20 protein-coding genes, 1 rRNA gene and 1 pseudogene are annotated in these 24,842 nt (G+C 50.8%); 15 read left to right on the top strand and 7 right to left on the bottom strand.

Annotated elements, in window-relative coordinates:
* Positions 1 to 156 precede the first annotated feature (156 nt).
* The gene (locus tag AC58UW_RS32085) at positions 157 to 717 is read right to left on the bottom strand and encodes a DJ-1/PfpI family protein (RefSeq protein ID WP_497424567.1); all 561 of its coding nucleotides are present in this window, start codon (positions 715 to 717) and stop codon (positions 157 to 159) included.
* Between the two features lie 250 nt (positions 718 to 967).
* Here AC58UW_RS32085 and AC58UW_RS32080 point away from each other — a divergent pair, with 250 nt between their 5' ends.
* On the top strand, positions 968 to 2,506 hold the full coding sequence (locus AC58UW_RS32080; RefSeq protein WP_497424566.1) for a glycoside hydrolase family 32 protein: 1,539 nt from the start codon (positions 968 to 970) through the stop codon (positions 2,504 to 2,506).
* A gap of 251 nt (positions 2,507 to 2,757) precedes the next feature.
* Here AC58UW_RS32080 and AC58UW_RS32075 read toward each other — a convergent pair whose 3' ends face one another.
* Positions 2,758 to 3,678 (bottom strand): phosphotriesterase family protein, encoded by a 921-nt coding sequence (locus AC58UW_RS32075; protein WP_497424565.1) that lies wholly within the window; start codon positions 3,676 to 3,678, stop codon positions 2,758 to 2,760.
* Between the two features lie 123 nt (positions 3,679 to 3,801).
* Here AC58UW_RS32075 and AC58UW_RS32070 point away from each other — a divergent pair, with 123 nt between their 5' ends.
* From AC58UW_RS32070 to AC58UW_RS32060, 3 genes are read left to right on the top strand one after another with little or no spacing between them, the layout of a single operon-like run.
* Positions 3,802 to 4,671, top strand: coding sequence for a helix-turn-helix domain-containing protein (locus tag AC58UW_RS32070; protein ID WP_497424564.1), 870 nt, complete (start codon positions 3,802 to 3,804; stop codon positions 4,669 to 4,671).
* 23 nt (positions 4,672 to 4,694) lie between these two features.
* Positions 4,695 to 6,050: a hypothetical protein gene (locus AC58UW_RS32065; protein ID WP_497424563.1), complete on the top strand. Its 1,356-nt coding sequence runs from the start codon at positions 4,695 to 4,697 to the stop codon at positions 6,048 to 6,050.
* Positions 6,047 to 7,315, top strand: a complete 1,269-nt coding sequence (locus AC58UW_RS32060) for an FAD-dependent oxidoreductase (RefSeq protein WP_497424562.1) — start codon at positions 6,047 to 6,049, stop codon at positions 7,313 to 7,315. Before AC58UW_RS32065 ends, AC58UW_RS32060 begins: the two co-directional genes overlap by 4 nt.
* A 525-nt stretch (positions 7,316 to 7,840) precedes the next feature.
* On the opposite strand, the gene AC58UW_RS32055 is transcribed toward AC58UW_RS32060, so the two are convergent.
* Positions 7,841 to 8,533 carry a 3D domain-containing protein gene (locus AC58UW_RS32055; RefSeq protein WP_497424561.1) on the bottom strand — a complete coding sequence of 231 codons (693 nt, stop codon included), beginning with the start codon at positions 8,531 to 8,533 and terminating at the stop codon, positions 7,841 to 7,843.
* Between the two features lie 218 nt (positions 8,534 to 8,751).
* Here AC58UW_RS32055 and rpoN point away from each other — a divergent pair, with 218 nt between their 5' ends.
* A complete protein-coding gene (rpoN, locus tag AC58UW_RS32050) occupies positions 8,752 to 10,062 on the top strand; it encodes an RNA polymerase factor sigma-54 (protein WP_497424560.1) in 1,311 nt (436 codons plus the stop codon).
* A gap of 13 nt (positions 10,063 to 10,075) precedes the next feature.
* Here the strand turns inward: rpoN and ablB are convergent, their stop codons facing one another.
* On the bottom strand, positions 10,076 to 10,939 hold the full coding sequence (gene ablB, locus AC58UW_RS32045; RefSeq protein WP_497424559.1) for a putative beta-lysine N-acetyltransferase: 864 nt from the start codon (positions 10,937 to 10,939) through the stop codon (positions 10,076 to 10,078).
* A 161-nt stretch (positions 10,940 to 11,100) separates the two neighbouring features.
* Between ablB and AC58UW_RS32040 the strand changes: the two genes are divergently transcribed.
* The 7 genes and pseudogenes from AC58UW_RS32040 to AC58UW_RS32010 all read left to right on the top strand — a co-directional run bounded on the left by AC58UW_RS32040 (position 11,101) and on the right by AC58UW_RS32010 (position 18,208).
* On the top strand, positions 11,101 to 11,364 hold the full coding sequence (locus tag AC58UW_RS32040; RefSeq protein WP_497424558.1) for a YokU family protein: 264 nt from the start codon (positions 11,101 to 11,103) through the stop codon (positions 11,362 to 11,364).
* Positions 11,365 to 11,394: 30 nt separating this feature from the next.
* Entirely contained in the window at positions 11,395 to 12,762 is a 1,368-nt protein-coding gene (locus AC58UW_RS32035; protein WP_497424557.1) for an aspartate aminotransferase family protein, read from the top strand.
* Complete coding sequence (locus AC58UW_RS32030; RefSeq protein WP_497424556.1) at positions 12,749 to 13,459, top strand: CoA transferase subunit A; 711 nt, start codon at positions 12,749 to 12,751, stop codon at positions 13,457 to 13,459. The genes AC58UW_RS32035 and AC58UW_RS32030 overlap by 14 nt, the downstream gene beginning before the upstream one ends.
* Positions 13,426 to 14,088, top strand: coding sequence for a 3-oxoacid CoA-transferase subunit B (locus AC58UW_RS32025; protein ID WP_497424555.1), 663 nt, complete (start codon positions 13,426 to 13,428; stop codon positions 14,086 to 14,088). The genes AC58UW_RS32030 and AC58UW_RS32025 overlap by 34 nt, the downstream gene beginning before the upstream one ends.
* A 36-nt stretch (positions 14,089 to 14,124) precedes the next feature.
* A complete protein-coding gene (locus tag AC58UW_RS32020; RefSeq protein ID WP_497424554.1) occupies positions 14,125 to 15,414 on the top strand; it encodes a peptidase in 1,290 nt (429 codons plus the stop codon).
* 3 nt (positions 15,415 to 15,417) lie between these two features.
* Positions 15,418 to 16,774, top strand: a pseudogene (gene gabT / locus AC58UW_RS32015) (4-aminobutyrate--2-oxoglutarate transaminase).
* A gap of 15 nt (positions 16,775 to 16,789) precedes the next feature.
* Positions 16,790 to 18,208 carry an aldehyde dehydrogenase family protein gene (locus AC58UW_RS32010; protein WP_497424553.1) on the top strand — a complete coding sequence of 473 codons (1,419 nt, stop codon included), beginning with the start codon at positions 16,790 to 16,792 and terminating at the stop codon, positions 18,206 to 18,208.
* A 224-nt stretch (positions 18,209 to 18,432) separates the two neighbouring features.
* Here AC58UW_RS32010 and AC58UW_RS32005 read toward each other — a convergent pair whose 3' ends face one another.
* The 3 genes from AC58UW_RS32005 to AC58UW_RS31995 all read right to left on the bottom strand — a co-directional run bounded on the left by AC58UW_RS32005 (position 18,433) and on the right by AC58UW_RS31995 (position 21,857).
* Complete coding sequence (locus tag AC58UW_RS32005; RefSeq protein WP_497424552.1) at positions 18,433 to 18,588, bottom strand: hypothetical protein; 156 nt, start codon at positions 18,586 to 18,588, stop codon at positions 18,433 to 18,435.
* 300 nt (positions 18,589 to 18,888) lie between these two features.
* Complete coding sequence (gene kamA / locus AC58UW_RS32000) at positions 18,889 to 20,322, bottom strand: lysine 2,3-aminomutase (RefSeq protein WP_497424551.1); 1,434 nt, start codon at positions 20,320 to 20,322, stop codon at positions 18,889 to 18,891.
* Positions 20,323 to 20,435: 113 nt separating this feature from the next.
* Positions 20,436 to 21,857: a sigma-54 interaction domain-containing protein gene (locus AC58UW_RS31995; RefSeq protein ID WP_497424550.1), complete on the bottom strand. Its 1,422-nt coding sequence runs from the start codon at positions 21,855 to 21,857 to the stop codon at positions 20,436 to 20,438.
* A 420-nt stretch (positions 21,858 to 22,277) separates the two neighbouring features.
* On the opposite strand from AC58UW_RS31995, the gene AC58UW_RS31990 reads away from it, so the two are divergent.
* The 3 genes from AC58UW_RS31990 to AC58UW_RS31980 all read left to right on the top strand — a co-directional run.
* On the top strand, positions 22,278 to 22,991 hold the full coding sequence (locus AC58UW_RS31990; RefSeq protein ID WP_497424549.1) for an ABC transporter ATP-binding protein: 714 nt from the start codon (positions 22,278 to 22,280) through the stop codon (positions 22,989 to 22,991).
* A 16-nt stretch (positions 22,992 to 23,007) separates the two neighbouring features.
* On the top strand, positions 23,008 to 24,222 hold the full coding sequence (locus AC58UW_RS31985; RefSeq protein WP_497424548.1) for an ABC transporter permease: 1,215 nt from the start codon (positions 23,008 to 23,010) through the stop codon (positions 24,220 to 24,222).
* Between the two features lie 511 nt (positions 24,223 to 24,733).
* Positions 24,734 to 24,842: ribosomal RNA gene (locus AC58UW_RS31980) — 16S ribosomal RNA — on the top strand; the annotation flags it as partial.

Here is a 24,842-nt window from a genome sequence, read left to right as displayed (position 1 = left end):
TTGAGCTGAGGAGGATCGAATAGGGGATTGTAGTTCCCTCGCGATGGTCATGATGCTGATTTACTGGGAAATAGAGGAATGTAGTTCCCTCTAGTGAGGGAGGAAATGGTAAAGAGGCCCAAACTTCACAGTTTCGGCCCCTTCATTTATGTAAGATTATTTAGCGAGTAATTTCAAAAATTCACGCATGAAGCCTGGCAAATCAGGCCACGCGTGACCTGAAACTAATTTCCCGTCCACATGAAGCGTGTCTGCGGCATACTTAGCTCCAAGCTGCTCGACATCCAAACGGCATGCGGAGTAGGCTGTCATGGTGCGGCCTTCAAAGTAATGGTTGTCTTTTAAAGCGGAAAATACTTGCGCAGCATGGCAGATAGCACCGAGCGGCTTGTCAGCTTCAAGAAAATGGCGAAGAATGCGCGGAACATGTTCATTTGATCGAATGTACTCCGGAGCTCGGCCCCCAGGAATGATAAGTCCATCATACTGGCTTGGATCTACATCAGCAAAAGCGATGTGCGACGGCAGCAGATGCCCCGGCTTTTCTGTGTAGGTCTCCCAGCCTTCGATAAAATCATGGACGACGGTACGAAGCACTTTTTTCGTCGGTGAAGCAATAACAGCCTCATATCCTTCCTCTAATACACGGAAATAAGGATAATATACCTCTAAAACTTCTGCAGCATCACCGGTAAGAATTAAGATTTTCTTTGACATCGTATCACTCCTTGGGAATTAATGGTAGTTCATTACCAATTATGAAGAAAGCTAGTAACGTTGTAAACGGGTTGAATTTGACACGAATTGTCGAATGCGGTTGGGGATGGTACCAAAGCTATGGCCGCCCGGTCTTAATTGGATGGGGCGGCTCTATGTTGCATAAAAGGTTAACAGGGGACTGATAGAGAATTGGTGAGTAAGGTACATTTGTAGGTTGCAGGCATATCTCGAGGTAGGAGGAGAAATGATGAATCAGCAAACAAATCCAGGACTCAGCAAGGGAAATGAAGAGCTAGTAGAGCAAGTAAGTGCAGAGCGAAATAAGACTCATGAGGAACGAGTGGAGCAAGCAAATGCATTTTTGAAGCAAAAGGTGGAAGGTCTTGAGGATGACAGCTATAGGCTCAGCTATCATATGATGCCTCCTGCAGGCTGGATGAATGATCCGAACGGTCTTATTTTTTATAAAGATGAGTATCATGCGTTTTATCAGCATTATCCATATGAAGCCAAATGGGGACCTATGCACTGGGGACACGCCAAAAGCAAAGACTTGGTGAACTGGGAGCATCTCCCGGTAGCGTTGGCGCCTTCAGAAACTTATGACGCAGGAGAAAATAGCGGCCATGGCTGCTGGTCAGGTAGCGCTGTGGACGATAATGGTGATCTCACGTTAATTTATACAGGGCATGTTGATGGACGCACACCAGTGGAGGTGCAGTGTCTCGCGACTAGCACGGACGGAGTTAACTTCCGCAAAGAGGCTTGCAATCCGATCATCGCAGGGGCTCCGGAGGAAGGCGGACTCGGGTTCCGGGACCCGAAGGTTTGGCAGCATGCAGAGGCATGGTATATGGTGGTCGGATACGGGAAAGACGGCTTGGGCAAAGCGCTGCTGTATACGTCTGAAAATTTACGGGAGTGGCGTTACCTCGGAGTAGCTGCGGAGAGCGACGGAACGATGGGGGATATGTGGGAGTGTCCGGATCTCTTCCCGTTAGGGAGCGGGGATGACCATGTGCTCGTTATTTCCCCGATGAATATGGGAACGACGAAGACGATGTACCTAACCGGCAAGTTGAACTACGAGACAGGTCAATTCGCCTATGGCTATGCGGAGCGGCTGGATTACGGGTTCGACTTCTATGCCCCGCAAACGTTCATAGACGGGCAGGGCCGACGTATTCTCCAGGGCTGGATGAACATTTGGGGCGCCAAGATGCCCGAGCAGGAGCGGGGCTGGATGGGCGCCTTTACCTTGCCACGTGAGCTAAAGCTTAACGTGGACGGTACGCTGCGGATGGAACCCGTGGCGGAGCTTACAGCTTTACGCGGAGCTCATCAACGCGTGAATGGTCTATCTATTAGCGCGGATACAGAGTTGACGCTGCCGGGTGTGCATGGCGATACGCTTGAGTTAATCGCCGTTTTTGATGTGGAGAAAGCCGCCGATGCTGCGGAATTCGGCTTGCTGCTTCGCTGCTCGGAGGATGGCACCGAATATACGAAGGTGACCTATTCGGCAGCTGACCGAAAGCTCAGCGTGGATCGCACGCACTCCGGCGCAGGTGAAGCGGGCGTGAGCGAAGTGCAGTTGGCGCCGATGGAGGATGGCTGCGTGAAGCTGCATATGTTCCTCGACCGCTCATCGGTCGAGCTCTTCGCCAATGACGGGATGAAAACCGTCACCAATCGTATTTACCCAGCGGCGGCTAGCCTGGGTATCAAGCTTTTTGCCGAGAAGGGCGAAGCTCATCTCGAGAGCTTGGACGCTTGGGTATTATAACTAGCGAGTCCCCAAAGGCTTAGCGGAACTACAGGACCCTATTGCCCTGAAAGCGGAGATTTTTTCACTTAGCGGGAACTACAGGGCGCTATTTGTAGATTTACAGCCGAAAATCGAGCTAATTGATCAAATAAGACCTTGTAGATCCCTCGGAATGGGGAATACCCTTATTCTACTTTAATAGCGGACTCCAGTTCCCTTAACGAAAAAACCAGCAAGCCCAAGTCCAAGGGCTGCTGGTTTTTTTCATTTTAGCTACGTATACGCATCGCCTGATAAGCATTCCGGGTAACGCACTGTTGAAGCCAATTCAGGTCCAAACCTTGCTGAGCGGCATAGGGGAGGAAATCGGTCAACAGATGATGATAAGGCCGAAGATTACCGCCTTTCTCCTCGCCAACCGTGTACCAGCCCGTGTCTTGAGAAAGCAGGATTTGCTCGCTGCTTACGCCATGATTCCGTAGCTGCTGCAGCAATTCCACATGCTTGTCATAGGTGCCTGGCAGAATGGAATCGATCGAGATCCACATGCCCTCATCTGCCAATCGTTGATGGACGGCCAATTCCTTGCCAGTTTGGGCATGCACCCAGATGAAGCGCTCTCGATCGAAGCCGGCCTCTCTCATAATTTCGCCCGCATGTAAGGCGGTATCCCCACCGATGGTATGACATTGAATCGGCAATCCGGTTTCAAAGGAGGTGCGAATAGCAGCACGTAAAATTTTTTGCTGCGTTTCATTGATCGACGTTCCGTCGTTTAAGGCGATTTTGATATAGCCAGGGAGGACGCCGCTATCTCCAATGCCGTTTTGCGCCTCGCGAATCCATAGATCGGACAGCTCCCGCTCGGTGGCTTGATAAACGAAAGGCGGTAAATAAGGTGCTTTATAGAAGCCGGTGTTCGTCACGAGATGCAGACCAGACTTGGCAGATAAGTCTTTTAAAACATAGGGGTCACGCCCCAGATATTCCGGCGCACAATCCACAAATGTAGAGCAGCCAGCTTCCTTCAACTGCAGCAGCAGCGGCAAGATGGAAGCCACAACTTCATCTCGGTCGTAATCCTGCGGAGTTAACTTGCCATCTTCAACAAATCCAACGAGCACATGCTCGTGAACGAGTATGGTTCCAGCTTCTTTTTCATGGATAAGTCCAGTAACGGTCTGCAGCATCGACGTCGCCCCTTGATCCTCAATTTTGACTTTATTATAGTCTATAGAGGATCGTTGGCAACACTATTTTATTCTTTTACAATAGAATCATCAGTAAAACTCTCTTTAGAACGGAGAATCCGCATGTCCGCCGAATCGATTTTAAATCAAGAGCTGCAGCCGTACATTCGCTATGCGGACCTGCTGCATTTTCAGCAATGGAAAACGCCACCGAGAATCATCACCGACTACATGCTGCTTTACGTGCAGGAAGGGTCCTTTCGCCTTCAAGTAGAAGGGGCGCTCTATAGGGTGAATCAGGGTCAGTTCATCTTCGTGCAGCCAGGAATCGTGCATCAAATGGAATCCGAATCGCCACTTAGTTTAATGTCACTGCATATGGAGTTGTTTCCCTCCCTAGTCGAAGCGCGTCCGGAAATGATTGTACCCATCGATCACGGCTATAACCCAGAGGCGGTTCCGCTGCAGCCTAGTCTGAAAAATTTTGCGGATATCTCCATCCCCGATATATTAAAGCTTTCGAGACACGAATGGATGCTCGACACATTGCAGCAGACAATTGCGCACTGGAGCCGCAAAAACGCGCTGGACCTTCTTCAAGCACAGGTGCACGCCACAGAGATTGTTCTGGAATTGTTAAAAGAATATACAACCCGCGATACCTCCGAGCATAACCGCTCGACCTTGCTTAGCTGGGTGCCCGCCTATATGCAGTACCGGTTGTCGGAACCGCTCACTGTGGAGGAAATGGCACATAAGGCGCTTATGTCCCGCTCTTATTTCTCCCTGCATTTTCGCTCGCAATTTGGAGTGCCCCCTCATCAATATCTGCTCAAGCTGCGCCTTGATTACGCAACGGACCTGCTTCGTGGCACGGATTTGCCGCTTCAGGATATTGCGGACAGCTGCGGATTTTCGAGTGTTCACCATTTTTCCAAGATGTATAGGCTTCGCTTTGGATACCCGCCAAGTCAAGTTAGACGTCATCAATAAAAAGACGTTTTGATACATTTACTATGCATTTTGACAAAGTCAAACGCTCACAGCTCCCCTATAATGAAGTCATGGATTTTACAACACTTTGTTACAGGGAGGCTGCTATGACCGAAACAGCGTATGTAGGCATACTTCGTCCGTATGACCTCGGCAAATACAGCGTCGAGATGAACTCGAAGCTGCTGCGGAGATACAAATATATGCATGAACGGTTATTCCGCTGTGCGGCCGGGCAACTTCCGGCAAGAAGTCACTGGCACCTAAAAGCTGCGCTGGGCAAGCATCTTTACGAGGATGCCGAGGCGGTCGGCTCTCTTCGAGCGCGCATTTTGGAGCTTAGAACCTCCCCGTTGATGCTGCAAAAAGAACCAAACGTCACGCTGACGCTGCTCTTCGAGGAATTGATTCAGGCGCAGAGCGACATGGAGCTGTTAGTGGGGGTTTATCGCGTGATAAAGCCCGCACTCTTGAAAGCGTATACGCAGCATATCGCAGACACCCAGCAGCTCGTGGATTATCCGACTATTCGCCTGCTGAAGGTGCTGTCCTCGGATTTGCGCGAGCAGATGGAGTGGGGAGAGAGCATGATCCGCGAACTGCAAAGAGAAGGCGAATCTGTGGAGCAAGCCGACGAATTCAAGCGCCGAATCGGCGATTATTTGGATGCGGCGGGCGGCATTACGGGCGAGCAGGGCGCCTCGAATCAGGTACCTGCACGCTGGCGATCGGGCAAGACGTATGAGCTGCCGAAGCAGGCCGTCCGGGATGCCAAACGGATGGGACCTCCGGCCCTCGGCCGCACGGCTATACCGAATCAGCTGGGTGACCCGATTCGACTCAAGCTGCTGGATATGATGAAATCCAGGCAAGAGGAAATGGCCGCCGTGGAGAACGTGGCGAGCGTCATTTATGATCAACGCCATATGCCATGGGAGTTCTATCAGGATTTGGCTCGCCATCTGTGGGATGAAGTGCGGCATGCCCTTTTCGGCCAAGCGGCGATGGAGGCGGAGGGTATCGATTGGATGGCGCTGCGACAGTATGTCGGCGGCTATGATCCGTTAATCGATAAGCTGCCGGCGCAGCGTTACGCGCTTTTGAGCATTGGCTTTGAGGAAAAAGCGATGCGCCGTCCGGGCAAGATCGCTGAATATGAGTTTTGCCGAGATGAGGCGAAACATCCGCTTATGGAGCGGTTCCAGGACTATGACTGGGCCGATGAAGTAACGCATGCCGCGTTCGGACGCAAATGGACGCCGGAATTATTTGGCGAGGACCTGGACTATGTGCGGCAGGTTGCGGATTTTGACATGGAGGAACGCAAGAAACTATTTGAAGCATGGGCCAAAATAGAAGGGAGCGAAGGCGGAAGATGAGTGAGAAACGGACGTATGATTTTCAAAGACAAATTGAGACTTATGATCGCGCTGATATTGTTGTTATCGGAGGGGGACCTGCGGGAACAGCGGCTGCTATTTCTGCGGCAAGAAGGGGCAAGAAAGTCATTTTGCTGGAGAAATCAGGCCAACTTGGCGGTATGGGCACCCTGGGCAATGTGAGTATTTTTATGCCGATTGGGAACGTAACGGGTATTTATCGTGAGATGATTGCAGAGGTGCTGGCCGAATATTTGCCGGAGCATCATGATACGTCTATTGCCCCGCAATATTCGCCTTTTGAACTGCGGCATTATTTAAATGAGAAAATGAAAAAAGAAGGCGTAGAGGTCATCTACCATACCGAATTTGTTGGGACGGTCAAGGATGGAGCTAGCCTAGAAGCTGTGATTGCGTCTACACGTGAAGGGTTGAAGGCTTTTGAAGCTAAGCAATTCATAGATTGCACCGGGGATGCTAGAGTCGCACTGGATGCCGGAGTGCCTCATACGTCGGGAAGAGACGGTGATGGGCTGACCCAGCCGATGACGCTTATGTTTATGATGCAAAACACAGGCAAGCCCGTTACTCCGATTCTGCCGGAAGGCTGCTATTATTATGAAAAGGTGTCCGATCTGCCGCAGGGACGCCATCTGTATTGGGAGCGCAACAAGGATGGTCAGCTCCTGGTGAACATGACTCGGGTCAAAGGCAACGGCGCCAAAATCAAGGACATCAATTACGCCGAAACGGAGGCGCTGCGACAAGTATTTTCCATCGTGCATTATTTACAGCGGAACGGATTTGAGACTTATGCGCTTTCCCATGTGGCCAATCAGGTTGGCGTGAGGGAGACGAACCAGATTCAGGGGCTTTACACGCTGACTGAGCAGGATGTGGTGGAGGGCCGCCGCTTCCAAGATGTGGTCGCCCAGACGAATTACGAGATCGACATCCACAGTCCCGATGGCAAAAAAACCACCGACGAGCGCAAAGTCAGCGGCTACGATATTCCTTATCGCTGCATGGTGCCCGAAGAGGTGGAAAATCTGCTCGTCGCGGGCCGTTCCATATCCGCTACTCATGTAGCGATGTCTTCTATGCGTGTGCAGCCTACTTGCTACGCGCTAGGGCAGGCAGCGGGGATTGCTGCTGCCATTGCTTTGGACGATGCATGCATGATTCGCGATGTATCCATCGATACGCTGCATGAAGGGCTGCGTGAGATGAACGTTGTTTTTCATAAGCTTGCTTCGTATTCGTAGGAAAGCATAAAAACCCTGACGGAGCATATTCCGTCAGGGTTTGTTGTTAGCTACTTTACCAATCCTGCACCATCTCATCACACGATTCAAGATACAGCGAACTTCCACATACAGCCAATTTCCACCATACAGCCAACTTTCAACCTACCTGCCAATAACAAATTTCAAAAACCTAGCGAAATCTTCGCTATGGCTTCACTTGGGGGGAATTGTAGTCCTTTATTTTGAGGAAATCGAGCTATTTCCTCAGCTAGCGGAACTACAGGCCCTTATTCGACCCCCAGGGCATGTTTTTCGGGTGAAACCCGCAAAATAGCGGATCGTAATTCCCCTCACATGTGGGAACTACTCATTCTCAGCGAAATAACGGCCTGTAGTTCCCCAACTGCCATGCTAGTGAACTACCGCTCGCTCCTCATTAACCATCGCTCGCTCCACGACAACCATCGCTCACTCCACGACAACTATCGCTCGCACACGCCGATCATGGCTCTCACAAACTAAACTCCCGCACTTCTAGCGGGCCTAAATGTTCTCCCGATCCAGCAAATAAACCTTCACATTTTTCTTCACGCCGAATTCCTGCGCTTGACTCAAATCGTTCATGAACACATCAATTCGCGAACCGCGAATCGCCGAGCCGACATCCTCGGCTTTGCGAATGCCGATCCCCTCAATGAATACGGTGGAACCTAGCGGAATGACAGCTGGATCGACGGCGATTGTCCGCCCTTCTTTGGCTTTTAACCCGCTGAAGGTGATGCCGTACATGGGATGGGACGCCTTTTTACCAGTCGATTCGAATCCTGCCGTATAGGCTGTCAATGTGGTGTTGATTACTTTTTTAATGATTTTTGGCTGTGTATTTGTGGCACCTGTTCCTGTTACGCCTGATGGGATATTCAGGGTTTGTCCAATTGAGAGCCCGCGCGGATCGCCAATACCGTTGAAGGCCATTAGGTCATTCACATCGACTTCAAAATCACGAGCGATTTTGAACAAGGTATCTCCCTGGTTAACCTGATACTGCGTTGTCGGCGGCACGGTAGTCGTGGTGGTGGTTTCAGGTTCAACGGCAGATGTATTTACTACAAGACTGTAAGATTGCGGTAGATCCGTGAACTCGTCGCTGCTTGGATAGGAATAGGCTTTATCTGCAATCCATAAACTAACTAACAAAGGAATTGTCAGAGTCGTAAACAAAATTCTTAGAAACATCATAGCTCCTCCTCAAAAAGTTAATAGAGTTATAGCTACTAGACTCGTCCAATTTCTATTTTTCTATACGTATTCTATGAAATTTCAATAGATTTAACGTAAAAGGTTCTTTACGGGCTTTTTTGCTGTTTACAGATGGATTGGCAAACGTTCGTCCTTGCGTGAATACACTATAGCAACAACCTAAAGGAATGATGTTCATGCGCCCAGGATACGGAATGTTCCAACAACAGTCGGCGAAAATGCGTCTAACACCGCATCTGCGCAAAGCCATATCGATTCTGCAGCTCTCGACACCCGAATTGCTGGAGGTTGTTCAGCAGGAGATGAATGAGAATCCGGTATTGGAATACGCCGCTGTTAACGAGCAAACGGTCGGTGGCCCTGCGCCTTCTCGTCCTAATCGCAAGGGGCATGGCGACGCTCCTTATGATCCGCTTTACCATGCCGCCTCGAATGAGCTAACCCTTGAAAGGCATCTGAAGGAGCAGTTATTTTTCTTGAAAAAGGTGCCGCAAACCGTGCGCCGAATTGTCATTTTTATGATCGGAAATTTGGATAGCAATGGCTATCTGGGTCCTTCGATATGTGAAATTTCGGATGTTTTGAAAGTGGAGCGTGAGCTGGCGGAGCGAGCTCTTACTATTCTGCAAAGCTTTGAGCCTGCTGGCGTGGGGGCGAGAAATTTGCGGGAATGCCTGCTTTTGCAGGTACTGCCTTTGGCCGAAAGCTTTCCGCTTGTCGCCATACTCATTCGCCATCATCTGAAGGATGTTGCCGATTACCACATTCATAAACTATCGCAGCGCCTGCAAGCTTCTCCGCAAGAAATTCACGCAGCCGTGGACGTCATCAAAGGTTTGAATCCCAGGCCCGGGGCTGCTTTTCATACAGAACCCATTCACTATATTATGCCAGAGGTCCTCATTGAAAAGTCGGGCGAACGGCTTGTGGTATTCACTCATCAGGCAGCGCTGCCCCGGCTATCGATGAATGGCTATTATGAGCGACTTGTAAAGGAGGGAAAAGATGCAAACGAAGCCGCTTGCTTCTTAACCGGCAAATTACAATCGGCGATGTTCTTTTTAAGGTGCTTGGAGCAGCGCCGTAAGACGATTTTTCGCGTGGCTCAGGCCATCGCAGAGGAACAGAGTGAGTTTTTTTGGAAAGGGACGGCCTATCTCAAACCGATGACATTGAAACACATTGCCGAGAAGCTCGGCATGCATGAATCAACAGTAAGCCGCGCTACGGCAGGCAAATATGCCCAAACACCTTGGGGCATCTTCGAGCTTAAGCATTTTTTCCCATCAGGCTTGCCTCAAGACTGTGGAGATGCAGCGTCCTCTGAGCGTATTAAGGCCAAATTAAAGGAGTGGATTCGTGGTGAGAACCCTGCTAAGCCATACTCGGATCAAAAGCTGGTTGCGCTGCTGAAGCAGGAAGGCATCCAGATCTCGCGCCGCACGGTGACGAAATATCGGGAGGAGCTAGGCATTCCTTCTTCCCTGAGAAGGAAACGCATATAGTTATACAAGAGGGTCATGGCCCGATCAAGGTCTTGGCCCATAAATTCATATCCTCATATTTATCGTAGATATCGCAGTTTTTCGTCAACCTGCCGTAATACCCATAGCCCATTTGATAGAAAACGGCATTCATGCCGAAGGAAAGAGCTCTGGATAGCGAGTACGCGCAAGTAATCTGGCGAGCGATCAATTCATCCTCCAAAGCATGCATCAAAAGTCTCATGAGCCCTTTGTTGCGGAAGGCAGGCAGCGTAGCGCAATCGGTCATTTCTGCATTGGCGTACACCGTGTTGATTTCAGCAGAAGCGGCGCTAAGGAGCTCATCCTGCGATTCGACGAGATAATAAATCGTCCCTTCCTGCATGGTTTTTGCAACATAGAGAGGATCATTCATAGGGGTTGGGTAGGTTTGGAAAATCTGGCTGTACAAGTGCGACAGCTGCTCCGCATCCTTGGGCAAGGCTAATCGAAGGGTATAGGGTTCCGGTACATCGGGCCGTGCGGGCTTACGAGAAAGCGCTAGCACTTGGCGCAAAATGCAATCCTCTTCCATCCAATAATCGCTGCTCCGCCGCCCCAGATCGTAATAAAACGCCATACAGTAAGCGTCCATGCCATGAAAATATCCTTTATAAATGCCCTCCAACATGCAGCCTTTTCCTAAAAAGGTTTGCCAATCCTGTTCCCGCGACTTGATAAATACCTTGGTCAGCGCGTGGCTTTTGGCTACATCAGCTATTCGCTCGTAGATGGCATGGACATTGCCTTGATAGTCGTCTACCCGCAATCTTTTGTTCATGAAATCGAGGCAAAAGCTTACCGTATAATCGCTGCCGGCTTCAACTTCCATGCGGGATATTGGCCGATCATTTGGCATTTCGCAGTCCCCCCTTCTTCTTAACATGGTTATATGCTTCGATCCGTTAGATTAGCCTTGCAATAGTTTGTGTTGTTGGTCCAAAGTTGGCATGCATTTTGCTTCGTTATTAGGCAGCAGCAGCTGCGCAACTGATATCTCATGAAGGAGGCCGAGAGCTTATGCAATGCATGTGGTGTGAAACGGAAGATGTCCGTGAAGGGGTAAAAGATTGCTACTGGATCATGCCGGACGGGAGGATGGCTGTACAGATTTTGAGCGTACCCGCGATCGAGTGCGCGAACTGCCGAACGTATGTGCTCGAAAGCACAGCCCAGCAGATCGAAGAGATGCTGTATTGGCATGATGTTTCTGCGCTCGGAAGCTCCTTTCACTATGACGAACTGATGAAAGCTCCTCGGGTCAAGAATATGTTCCTCAAATAATAGTGATGGCTGATCAGCGGGGGGTGCCTTATGGAGCGGGAGCATTTAATCAAGCCGGTTTTGGATCATCCTTATCCCACGGTTCAATATGGAAAAGGGGTGTTCCTCTACGATGAGCAAGGTAAGGCCTATCTGGACGCATCGTCAGGGGCAGTGACAGCCGGCATCGGGCACGGCGTGCAGGACATCATCGATGCCATGATGGAGCAAGCGAGCAAGGTATCTTTCGTATACCGTTCACAGTTCACAAGTGAACCGGCAGAGAAATTGGCGAAGAGGCTGAGCGATTTGGCCCCAGGGGGCGACTATTGGGCTTTCTTCGTGAACAGCGGTTCCGAAGCGACAGAAACGGCGATGAAGATTGCCATTCAGCACTGGCAAGAGAAGGGCCGCTTTGGAAAGAACAAGGTGATATCACGCAGGATGAGCTATCACGGCATCACTATGGGCGCGCTTTCGATGTCCGGCCACGTACTTAGGCGACGGCGGTTTATACCGCTATTAGAGGATTTCCCGGTCGTAGCCCCTTCCTATTGCTACCGGTGCCCGTTCAAGATGAACGCAGCTTCTTGCAAGCTGGCGTGCGCAGACGACTTGGAAACAGCGATTAAACGAATCGGTGCTGAGCATATCGCCGGCTTCATTGCGGAGCCCATAGTTGGGGCTGCCGGAGGGGCGATTGTGCCGCCGGAGGGCTATTTTAAGAAAATCAAGGAGATCTGTGATCGCTATGAAATTTTATTTATCGCCGATGAGGTGATGACTGGGATTGCTCGTACGGGTGAAATGTTTGGCATGCAGCACGAAGGCGTAGAGCCTGATCTGATAGCGCTGGGAAAAGGTTTAAGTGCCGGCTACACACCAATGGCTGCCACGTTGGTCAAGGATCATGTGATGGCGCCAATCTTGGCCGGCTCCAAAAGCATTATGGCTGGCCACACCTACAGCGCCAACCCGCAGTCGGCTGCTATTTCGCTGGCTGTGCTGGACTACGCCCTGAAGCATCAACTCGCTCAGTCAGCTCGAAGTATGGGAGCTTATCTGCTAGCTAAGCTGCACCAAATGGCGGATCGCCTCGAAATTATTGGCGATGTCAGGGGGAGAGGCCTCCTTCTGGCCCTTGAGTTCGTTCGGAATCGGGACGATAAAACGATGTTTCCGCCTGCTGCGGGCATCACTTCCCGAATCATAGACATAGCCTTTCAAAAAGGCTTGCTCGTTTACCCCGCAGCCGGCGCTATAGATGGGGCTGGGGACGCCATTATTGTGGCGCCGCCTCTGGTCATTACGGAAGCGGAAATCGATCAGCTCGTACAGCTTTTGGAGGAAGCGATTCAGGAAGTCATGGAGGAGTTGACTAGAGAGTCGGCAGGAGGTGGCAAGGATGGAGAGATCTGAGCTGAGCAAAGTGAAGAGCTTGGAAGAGGCGCTTCATGCGATTAATGACGGCTGCACGCTCATGTACGGCGGGTTTGGCGGTATCGGCACACCTCCGACGCTGATTGATGGCATTTTAAACAAAGGGGTCAAAGACTTAACGATTATCGGCAACGACACCGGTTTTCCTCATATCGGGATTGGCCGTTTGGTGACCGCTGGACGGGTGCGAAAGGTGATTGCCTCCCATATCGGTTCCAATCCTAACGCTGGTCAAATGATGGAGGATGGCTCCATGGAGGTTGTCTTTTACCCGCAGGGCACGCTGGCGGAGAAAATTCGGGCAGGCGGCGTCGGCCTCGGGGGCATTTTGGTGGACGTTGGCGTCGGAACGATGATGGGAGAAGGCAGGGAGACGATAACGATCGATGAGCGGACGTATTTGGTGGAGCCGGCTTTGACGGCTGATGTGGCGATTGTTCATGCTTTGAAGGCAGATCCCTATGGCAATCTTGTCTATGATAAAAGCGGTAGAAATTACAATCCCCTCGTGGCGATGGCTGGGACATTTACCATTGCCGAGGTCGATGAGATTGTGCCGCTTGGGGCACTGGATCCCGAAAGTATTGTCACACCGGGCATTTTCGTCGATATGGTCATCCTCAGCAAAGGAGTGAATTGGCAATGGGTATGGGAAAAGAAAACCGTGACCGAATAGCGAAGCGGGCCGCTCAGGAATTAAAGAACAGTATGGCCGTCAATTTGGGAATTGGCATCCCAACCCAGGTTGCGGACTATGTGCCGGAGGGTGTTCAGATTGTTTTCCATGCTGAAAATGGCATCTTATTTGCAGGCGGAGCCCCGAACCCGGGGGAGGAAGATGCGTTCCTCTGCAACGCGGGCGGGTATCCAGTCTCGATTGTCGACGGAGCCTCCTATTGTGACAGTTCTATTGCTTTTGCCATGATTCGCAGGGGCTGCATTGATATTACAATCCTTGGGGCACTGGAGGTCAGCGAACGCGGAGATTTGGCGAATTGGATCGTGCCTGGCAAGCGGGTGGCTGGCATCGGCGGGGCGATGGAGCTTGCGCAAAAAGCGAAGAAAGTCATCGTGCTCATGAACCATGTCAATCGGCAGGGGGAATCCAAAGTGAAGAAGGAGTGCGATTTGCCGCTGACCGCCAGGGCTTGCGTGAAGCTGATTATTACGGAAATGGCTGTGATGGAAGTGACCGAAAATGGCTTGCTTTTGAAGGAGATTATGTCTCCTTATACCGTTGATGACGTTGTCCGCCATACCGAAGCGGCTTTGATCATTCCTGAGCAAATTGCCTACATTCCATAGTGGAAAACGAACCATAACCATAAGGAGGGAATTCCTTTGCCGAATCCGAAGGCTGAACTGCCAGAGCGAATTCATGCGTGGATCACGCGTCATCGTGACGCAGGAACCGCACTGCTGCAGCAAATGGTCCGAATTGCAAGCACGCAAGGCAACGAGAAGGAGGTTCAACTGCTTGTTGCCGATCAGCTGCGGGGCATGAGAATGGATGTGGATATGTGGGAGCCGGACGGAGAGGAGCTTGCGGATCATCCGTATTTTTGTTCACCACGGAGCCGTTTTGCGGGCAGTCCCAATGTTGTTGGGGTTATGAAGGGAACAGGAGGGGGGCGCTCGATCCTGCTGAACGGTCATGTGGACGTTGTGCCGGAAGGCCAGCGGAATCAGTGGGCGCACGATCCTTATAGCGGTGAAGTGGTTGACGGCAAGCTGTATGGACGTGGATCAACGGATATGAAAGGCGGCAATACAGCGCTCTTGCTCGCTCTTGGGGTTATTCAGGGTCTAGGGCTGAAGCTGAAGGGCGACGTTATTTTTCAAAGCGTTGTGGAAGAAGAAAGCGGCGGGTCTGGGACGCTGGCAGCCATCCTAAGAGGTTACCGGGCTGACGCAGCTCTGATTCCGGAGCCTACGAATTTCCGCATTTTCCCCAAGCAGCAAGGCTCGATGTGGTTCCGAATTGAAGTCAAAGGACGCTCGGCGCATGGCGGAACAAGGTACGAAGGCGTTAGCGCTATCGAGAAAAGCGTCAAGGTCATTCAGCATATCCTAGAGCTTGAGAAGGAGAGGAATGCCCGAGTCACAGATCCGTTGTACGCCAACAACCCGATTCCGATTCCCATTAATCTGGGTGTCATTCAAGGCGGGAATTGGCCTTCGTCTGTTCCAGATACCGTTAAACTGGAGGGCCGCATGGGGGTTGCCCCTGAGGAGATGCTGCAAGATGCCAAGGAGGAAATGCTGAAGTGGTTGGAGCAGCTGAAGGAGGTTGATCCTTGGTTTGCAGAGCATCCGCCTGAACTGGAGTGGTTCGGGGCGCAATGGGTTCCGGGCAGCGTTGACCCTGAGCACCCTTTGATGCAAGTGCTTATGCAGCAATTCCGTAAGGTAAAACAAGAAGAGCCCGTCATCGAAGCATCGCCTTGGGGTACGGACGGCGGCTTGCTAACGCAGCTGGGCGACACGCCTTGCATTGTTTTTGGCCCGGGGATTACGCAAGTGGCGCATTACCCGAATGAGCATATTGTGCTGGAGGATGTGTTCACGGCTGCTGAGATTATCGCGCTAACCTTGATTGACTGGTGCGGTTTTGACAGAATGGAGGGATAGGCGATGGATGCGCAGGAGAGAAGGACGAAGTACATTGAAATGAAGACCTCTCTGCCGGGGCCGCAAGCTGAGAAGCTGCTGGGGCGGCGTATGGCGAGCATTCCGCGGGGGCCGTTCAATACCGTGCCTACCTTTGCGGCAAAAGGGGAAGGAGCCCTGCTCACCGATGTCGATGGGAATACGTTTATCGATTTTGCTGGGGCAATCGGCTCTTTAAATGTCGGGCCATTGTCCGCCCAAAGTGGTGGAAGCGCTGAAGGCGCAGCTGGACAACTATTTGCACCCGTGCTTTCATGTGATGATGTATGAGCCCTATGTCGCTCTTGCTGAGAAATTAAACGAATTGACGCCGGGCGACCATGCGAAAAAAACGTTTTTCTTGAACAGCGGGGCGGAGGCTGTTGAGAATGCAGTGAAAATCGCACGCAAATATACGGGGCGCAAAGCCATTATTTCTTTTGAGCGCGGCTTTCACGGGAGAACCTACATGGCGATGTCGCTCACGAGCAAAGTGAAGCCTTATAAAAATGGCTTCGGTCCTTTTGCCCCCGACACCTATAAAATGCCTTATCCCTACTACTACCGTGCCCCGGGCGGCATGTCCGTGGATGAGCTTGATGCTTACATCCTGCAGAGGTTTGATGATTTATTCTTGGCTGAGGTTCCGGGCGAGGACGTCGCTGCCGTGATTCTGGAGCCGGTTCAAGGTGAAGGGGGTTTTGTCATCCCTTCCACACGTTTCATTCAGGGAGTCAAAGACATTTGCGAGAAATACGGTATTCTGCTTATCGCTGATGAAGTGCAGACAGGTTTTGGGCGTACGGGTAAAATGTTTGCCATGGAGCACCACGGCGTTGTGCCGGATCTCATGACGATGTCCAAATCCATTGCGGCTGGCCTGCCCATAAGCGCCGTGACCGGCAGGGCAGAAATTATGGATGCCCCCGGCATTGGGGAAATTGGGGGGACGTATGGCGGCAGCCCGCTTGGCTGCGCTGCTGCTCTGCAGGTCATTGAGATGCTGGAGGCTGAGCGACTGGTCGAACGGGCTGCCCGGATTGGCGAAGCGGTCATGGAGCGTTTTGGACGGCTGCAGCAGGAACTCAGCTTCATCGGAGATGTACGCACATTGGGTGCCATGAGTGCTATTGAGGTAGTGAAAGATCCTGTGAGCCGAGCACCGGATAAGGAGCTCACGGCTCGGATTTTGCAGGAGGCGCATCAGCATGGCGTAATCGTTATGAGCGCAGGCATATACGGAAATGTGATTCGCATCTTAAGTCCGCTAGTGATCACGGATGAACAGCTTGCTGAGGGCCTTGATGTGCTGGAGGCAGCGTTCAGGGCTTGCGGCGGTTAGAAAAGGGGAAACCGCATGAAAAAGCATTTATTCATAGAGGGCCGGTGGGTAGAAGCCAGCGAATATCGGCCCTTATTCTCACCTTATAGCGGTGAACAAATTGCCGAGATTGCCTACGCAGGAGCCGCAGAAGTGCAGCAAGCACTGGAGGCCGCTGAACGTGCCAGACCTTTGATGGCGCGTATGCCGGCACATGAACGCGCTGCGATATTAGAGCGGCTTGCGGCTTTGATAAGCGAGAAGGCGGATGAGTGCGCTGGAATTATCGCGCTTGAAGCAGCTAAGCCGCTGAAAACGGCAAGGGTTGAAGTGGAGCGAACCATCGCAACGTACAAGTTTGCTGCTGAAGAGGCGAAGCGGATTCACGGCGAAACGATTCCGATGGATGCAGCGCCTGGCGGGGAGGATCGTGTAGCGTATACGATCCGCCAGCCATTGGGCGTTATTGCGGCGATAACACCGTTTAACTTTCCGATGAATTTGGTTGCGCATAAGGTAGGTCCTGCACTTGCTGCGGGCAACACGATCGTGTTGAAACCGGCAGGACAAACGCCGCTGTCTGCGTTGTTTTTGGCGGAGCTTTTGCAGCAGGCGGGGCTACCCGCAGGGGCGCTGAACGTTGTAACTGGCAGCGGGAGCGCTATTGGCGATCTGCTGGTAACGGATGCGAGAGTGAAGGCAGTGACCTTCACGGGAAGCCCGGAGGTCGGGATTGCCATACGAAGTAAGGCAGGTCTCAAGAAAGTGATTTTAGAATTAGGATCCAATTCTGCGCTCATTGTGGATCAAGGGACGGATGTGGATAGCATGATCGCGCGGGCAGTTACAGGGGCTTTCTCCTATGCTGGCCAGGTATGCATCTCTATTCAGCGGATCTATGTGCATGAGCAGCTGTTTGACGAATTTGTGGGGAAGTTCGTCAAGCAGACGGAGCTGCTTCAATTAGGCGATCCGCTTGATCTCAAGACGGATGTGTCGGCTGTCATCGCTCCGCGCGATGCGCAGCGGGCATTGGAGTGGATTGCGGATGCCGAACAAGCCGGCGCTGTTGTCGCAACCGGCAACAAGAAGGAGGGGAATGTCGTTCATCCGACAGTCCTGCTTCATGTTGCAGCTGCGAGCAGCATCTCCTGCCGGGAGGCGTTTGCTCCCGTTGTGATGATCAATAAGATCGCATCCGTCGAGGAGGGGATAGGGCTGGTTAATGACTCCCGGTACGGCCTGCAAGCGGGGATCTATACGCAAAATATTCGGACAGCGTTCGCTGCTGCCGAAGCGTTGGAGGTGGGGGGCGTTATGATTAATGACATTCCCACCTTCCGCGTAGACCAAATGCCGTATGGCGGCGTTAAGGAGAGCGGCACAGGACGCGAAGGCGTGAAATACGCCGTGGAAGAGCTGACGGAGCTGAAGCTGATTTGTTTTAAAAAGTAGCGTGGGCCTGTCCGTTTCCATAAACAATGAAGGGGAGCCGACCGGCATCCCCTTCATTGTTTATTCTGGAGCAATACAGCAACACTTGCGCGTGCAGGGGAACTACAGGGCGCTAATTGAACGAAATCTGCCAAATTCGGCATCTGAGGGAACTACAGGGCCTTATTTGCCCTGAAATGCCTGGATTTCAGCCGGAAACAGCAGAATAGCGTCCCGTAGTTCCCCTAGACACGACGCAAAGCCGCTTTCTTGCAGAATAGCGGACCATAGTTCTCTTGCGCATCCTCTTTCTGCGCTTCCTCGCACCTTGCCGCCTCGCGTCTGCTCACCGCTCGCTCTACGCTCTCGCCCCCGCACGCCACTGCTCCTCCGTCACTCACGCCACGCCGCCGCCCTCCGCACTAAGCTCCTCCGTCACTCACGCCACGCCGCCGCCCTCCGCACTAAGCTCCTCCGGCACTCACGCCACGCCGCCGCCCTCCGCACTGAGCTCCTCCGTCACTCACGCCACGCCGCCGCCCTCCGCACTAAGCTCCTCAGTCACTCGCACTAGCCTCAGCTCTCCGCACTGAGCTCCTCCGTCACTCACGCCACGCCGCCGCCCTCTGCACTGAGCTCCTCCGGCACTCACGCCACGCCGCCGCCCTCCGCACTAAGCTCCTCCGTCACTCGCACTAGCCTCAGCTCTCCGCACTAGGCTCCTTACCCTCACTTAGCGCCTCCGGCGGGCTGCCTTCCGCACCGCCAGCCTTGCTCTCCTTCTGCTGCGCCTTCATCAGCTTATCCTTCATTTCATCCCGCTTTGGCCGGCGATCCTTCAAAGAGGCATGCTCTGGCGCCGCCGAGTAGGCTTTTCTTCTGCCGATCCGGTGCAAATTTTCTGGCACCAAGTTGAATTTTTCATCTTTCATCAGCGCGATAATACCTGTGCTTTCAGGCTGCTTCTCAACACCGTAGATTTCATTGAAATACTCATCCGCCCGGCCCGGCACATAGTTTTTGGGCTCTGGGTACCCCACGATGACGCCCTCGTAGTTGCGCAAAATAACCTTATCTTGGCTCTGCGAGATCAAATAGTTCGGCTGGAGCGCAATTTTACCTCCGCCTCCGGGAGCATCAACAACGAAGGTTGGCACCGCATAGCCGGAAGTATGTCCGCGCAGCGCTTCGATAATCTCAAGCCCCTTGGATACCGGAGCACGGAAATGGCCGATGCCTTCGGACAAATCACATTGGTAAATGTAATAAGGACGCACGCGCATTTTTACAAGATCATGCATGAGCTTCTTCATAATATAGGTGCTGTCGTTGATGCCGGCCAGGATCACCGACTGATTGCCAAGCGGAACACCCGCATCGGCGAGCATAGCGCATGATTTTTTCGCTTCTTCCGTCATTTCCAAAGGGTGATTGAAATGCGTATTGAGCCAGACGGGATGATACTTTTTGATAATGGAACACAAGTGCTCCGTAATCCGCTGCGGAAAAACAACCGGTGCCCTCGTACCGATCCGGATGATTTCGACGTGGGGAATCGCCCGCAAATTTTTCAATATATACTCCAAAATATTGTCATTGATCAACAGCCCATCCCCGCCAGAAAGCAGAACGTCGCGCACTTCAGGCGTATTCCGGATATACGCAATGGCGTCATCCAATTGTTTTTTGGGAACGCCCATGCCCACTTGACCTGAGAATCGACGGCGCGTGCAGTAACGGCAGTACATGGAGCACTGATTAGTAACCAGGAAAAGCACCCGATCCGGGTAACGATGCGTTAAACCAGGCGTGGGAGAGTCTTCATCCTCGTGTAGAGGGTCCTCCAGATCATATTTTGTTTTCAGCAACTCGGCGGAAACAGGGACAGATTGCATACGAATCGGGCATCTCGAATCATCAGGATTCATCAGGGATGCATAGTAGGGCGTAATATTCAAAGGGATCGTTTGCGTTGAGATGCGAACGCCCTCTTCTTCCTCAGGGGTTAGATTCACGACTTTTTTCAAATCATCCAAGGAACGAATGGTGTGTGTCAGCTGCCAAAGCCAATCATTCCACTGCGCATCCGTGACGTTTTTCCATAGCGCAACTTGTTTCCAGTGACGTCGTTCCATATTGGCACCTCCAGTGATGATGTTTGCTCAGTAATAGAAGATGCAAAAAGCATGCCAACATTTCCTCAAGACACCAGAAAACGCAAAAAAGACTCCTTGCGGAGTCGGACGGACTAAGGCTTTCTCACGATGCCGTAGCGATTAAGCTTATATTGCAGGGCTTGGCGCTTGATGCCGAGTGCTTGAGCGGTGAGAGTAATATTGTACTGGTGGCGGGCAAGCGCGTTCACAATCGCTTCTTTTTCCAGCTGCTTCACCTTATCGGTTAAACCGGTTGAGATCACCGCCTCGTACTGCTTTTCATACCGCAGTGAGTGGTTCCCCGTGATTGAAGCGGGAAGGTGAGCTTCTTCAATGATTTCGCACTCCAGCTCCATCATATTATAGGTCGATTCAATCGCATGGCTCAGCTCGCGGATATTTCCCGGCCAGTGGTAGTCGAGCAATCGCTGCAGGGCTGCTGGCGCTATGCCCGTAATTTTCATGCCAAACAGGTCATTGAATGTATCTATAAAATGATTCGTCAAAATCGGAATATCCTCTTTGCGCTCAGCGAGCGGAGGAAGCGTTAGATTTACCACATTCAGCCTGTAAAAAAGATCGCTGCGCAAGAGCCCTTTTTCCAAGGCTTCCTTAGGATCAATGTTCATAGCCGTAATGATCCGGACATCCACCTGCTGCTCCTTTGTCCCACCAACCCGGCGAACAAGCCCGTCCTGCAGCACGCGCAGCAGTTTGGCCTGCAGCACTAGATCCAAGCTGTTCAATTCATCGAGCAAAAGCGTCCCGCCATTTGCCTGCTCAAATAAGCCCGCACGGTCAATTGCCCCTGTGAATGCGCCCCTTGCCGTTCCGAACATGATGCCTTCCATGAGCTCGTTGGGGACAGCTGCACAATTTTGCGCAATAAAAAGACGGCTTCTGCGAGCTCCGGCATTATGGATGCTCTGGGCCACTAATTCTTTGCCCGTGCCGGTAGGGCCGCATATGAGAACAGGCGAGCTTGTACGCGATGCTTTTTTAGCAAAGGAAATTGTCTGAAGGAAGGCCTCATTACTGCCAATTAAATCGCTGAAATGATAGCGGGCGGCGCTCGTGATCTTCTTATCTTTGGAGGGGGACTCGTAAATTTGATGCCGAAGGTCTAGAATTTGATCATGGAGATGAACGATGCTTGTAATATCTTTGGCCACCTCTAGGGCACCGATAATCTCTCCGTTTTCCAGAAGCGGGTACGTACTGTTAATTGTGGTGATTCTTTTGCCAGTGACGCTGACATACGTTTGGATTTTCTCGCGGAGTTCTATACCCGTTTGCAGAACCTTCATGAAAGTGCTCGTATCGTTGGTTAGAGAGGGGAACAGCTCAAAAAAGTTTTTCCCGACAACCTGCTCACGCTTCAGCCCATCTGTTTCCGCCATCTTATCATTATAGAAAATAGTGATTCCCTCACGGTCAATGAGATGAACACCGACATCAATGATATTCAGCATTTTTTCAAAATATGCAGACCCATGCTCGTTCTGCCCGGACATGATGTACACCCCCCTCGCGCTAAGGATGGTTTCTTGGTTCACTTAACATTTTATGCCGGTGGGAGATGAATATGACGTGGTAACGCAAAAAGGCCGAAGGGACATGACCCTTAACGGCTTTGGCTGATAGGTATGAGTTCAATTAATGAGACATGGCGGTTCCGATTAATTTCAGATACAAAATGTCGCCAGTTTTTGCCCACATTAGAAAATGGTAGCGATTGAGCAGGACGTTCTTTTTCATGTCAGTCTTCATATGCAGCACCTCCTTTTTGTTAGTAGAAGAATTGATAGAGTAATAGATACTAGATTTGACCAAATCATAGAAATATATACATCGGGGATTGATAGCTTGAAAAAAAGCGGTAGAAATGTAAAGATGCGTTATATAGGATGAGGGTAGAAGGGAATGTGATTGTAATGTCAGAAGAACGATTAGCTGTATTAGACGTACATATTGATCAGGCTGGTTATGACGAGGTTCCGGATATTATAAAAAACATTCATTTTGAGGTGCGGCAAGGTGAACTTGTAGGTCTGTTAGGTCCCAATGGAGCTGGCAAAAGCACGACGATGAAGAGCATCCTAGGTTTGTTGAAGGATTTCAAAGGGAAAATCTCTTTTATGGGTGAGCGAAAAAGCTACGCTTATATTCCAGAGCATCCTATTCTGTATGATGAGTTGACGTTGTGGGAGCACATGGAATTCGCTGCTTCCGTTTATGAACTGGATCGAACGGTATTTCTGGAGCGTGCGGATGATCTCTTGCACAGGTTTCGACTGCTGGATGAGAAGCATCAATTGCCAGGCAAATTTTCCAAAGGGATGCAGCAAAAAATCATGCTGATCCTGGGCTTTTTGAATAAACCGGACGTGTATATTGTTGATGAGCCCTTCATTGGATTGGATCCGAAGGCCATCAAAGATTTCATAGGGATGTTGGATGAGGAACGTAAGCGGGGTGCCGGGATTCTAATGAGCACCCATGTTTTAGATACAGCAGAACGCATTTGCACCTCATTTGTGCTTCTGTCAGGCGGCAGATTGGTGGCTAATGGGTCCCTGAAGGACATTCAAGAACAAAGCGGCATGCCGGATGCGCCATTATTCGACTGCTTCCATTCCTTACTTTAGAGAGGGGGACCGTACTTTGAAAAATAGCTTTCAGCTTTTCGCCCGGCGGGTTCGATCGGATTGGTTATTTCAGTATAAAGCGTTACGCATGGCGGTGGATTGGGTTATTGCGATCTATTTTGTCATTCCGCTGATCATTGTGGCTGGTTATCAATATTACTCTTGGTGGGCTACACAGCCTGCTTGGTTCAGCTTTCTCACGTTGTTTCTAGTGGGCACGGTCTTTTATTTGTTCACTTGGTTCGGAACGATACGGTATTTTGTAGAGGAAAGCGATCAGCTGTTCCTTCGGCAGAACCAGAGATGGTTTCAGCATCTCATGCGTCTTGGACATCGATACTCCCTTGTGCTGCAGGGGTTTACAACACTTCTATTGGTGCTCGTTTTTCTTCCTTTGCTTGTTCAGACGTACGGCTTTCGTGCGCCTCAGATTATTGTCTTGTGGTTGCTTACCTATCTGCTGAAAATTAATCTAGGCTTGCTTCGCCAGCTGGTAGCCCTTCGCATGCAGGGGATTTTCCTTTGGATACTGCGGATTGTTGCTTTTGCAGGGCTGTTCTTCGTATTTCAAGAACTGGTCGCAGTGATCAGTCAGAACGCGCTTTATATTTGGGCGATTCTGTTACTACTTCTCGTACTGGCTATGGTTGTAAGTAAACTGCGTTTGCAAGAGAAAGGGGCTTTCTTCGCTGATATCGCCAGAGAGAGAGACTCGCGGATGCGGATTGTATCTTTAATGTTAATTCGTGTTACGGAGCGGAAAAGAAAACCGAAGCGCAAACGCCCTTTATTTTTCAAAAATTCGCAACGCTTGTTTAAGGGAAAAGGCGCCGGTAACGGGATCGCTGATTTGTTGGTAAAATCCTTCTTCAGAAATGGCACGCAGTGGAAGCAAACGATCCAATTTGCGGTTCTGATCAGTGCGGCAATGTTCATAATGCCGGGACCTCTGAAAATTGTGATCTGGATTGTTGCTGCATGCGCGTTGGTATTTTGGAGAAAATCATTCTGTAAAGACGAATTAAGATCACCCTTTCTAACCCTGTTTCCTATCCAGGATACAGCGAAACATCAAGCTCTCCAATTATCGACACCTATACTAGTACTGCCTGCACTGATCCTGATTAGCCTGTGTCTGGGGATTTCCTTCTTCACTTGGTGGGGGCCTATCCTGATGATTGGGGCCGCAATTCCTTTGGCTTATGGGACATCTTCCGTATTTACAAGCTAGTATTAAGGGTGAGTGCTACACTGAAATAGCTATATAAGGGAAGAACAATGTTGTAGCAATACAGCGTTGTTCTTTTTTTCGTGGAAGTGAAAGTCTATTTAGAGGTTGTAATCCTTCTGGAACCATGGTATATTGCTAATCTGTCGTTCAAAGACAGGTTAAATAGCACTCAGAAACATGTCGAAAAAAGAATTTAAAAAAATGCTTGCAAATCAAATTTCGACATGGTATATTACTTTTCGCTGCTTCGGTAACACGGCAGTGAAGGAAAGAAATTGATCTTTGAAAACTGAACAACGAGTGAGTAAGCACGAACGAGAAATCGTTCAAAAAAAGAGATTATTTTAATCTCGCTAGTAAGTCAATGAGCTATTCAGCTTTCAGATATAAGGACGAGCAATCGTCTGACCCTTAACGGGGTCCCCGAAAAGTAATCGGAATTCTCTTCGGAGGTTCACTTCACTTTTTGGGGCTTCATAGGGATCTTTGATTGCAGATCAAAGTCTCACCTATTATGGAGAGTTTGATCCTGGCTCAGGACGAACGCTGGCGGCGTGCCTAATACATGCAAGTCGAGCGGAGCACTTCGGTGCTTAGCGGCGGACGGGTGAGTAACACGT

The organism is Paenibacillus sp. J22R160 (assembly GCF_059692135.1).
This window is presented reverse-complemented; position numbering and strand designations above follow the sequence as displayed.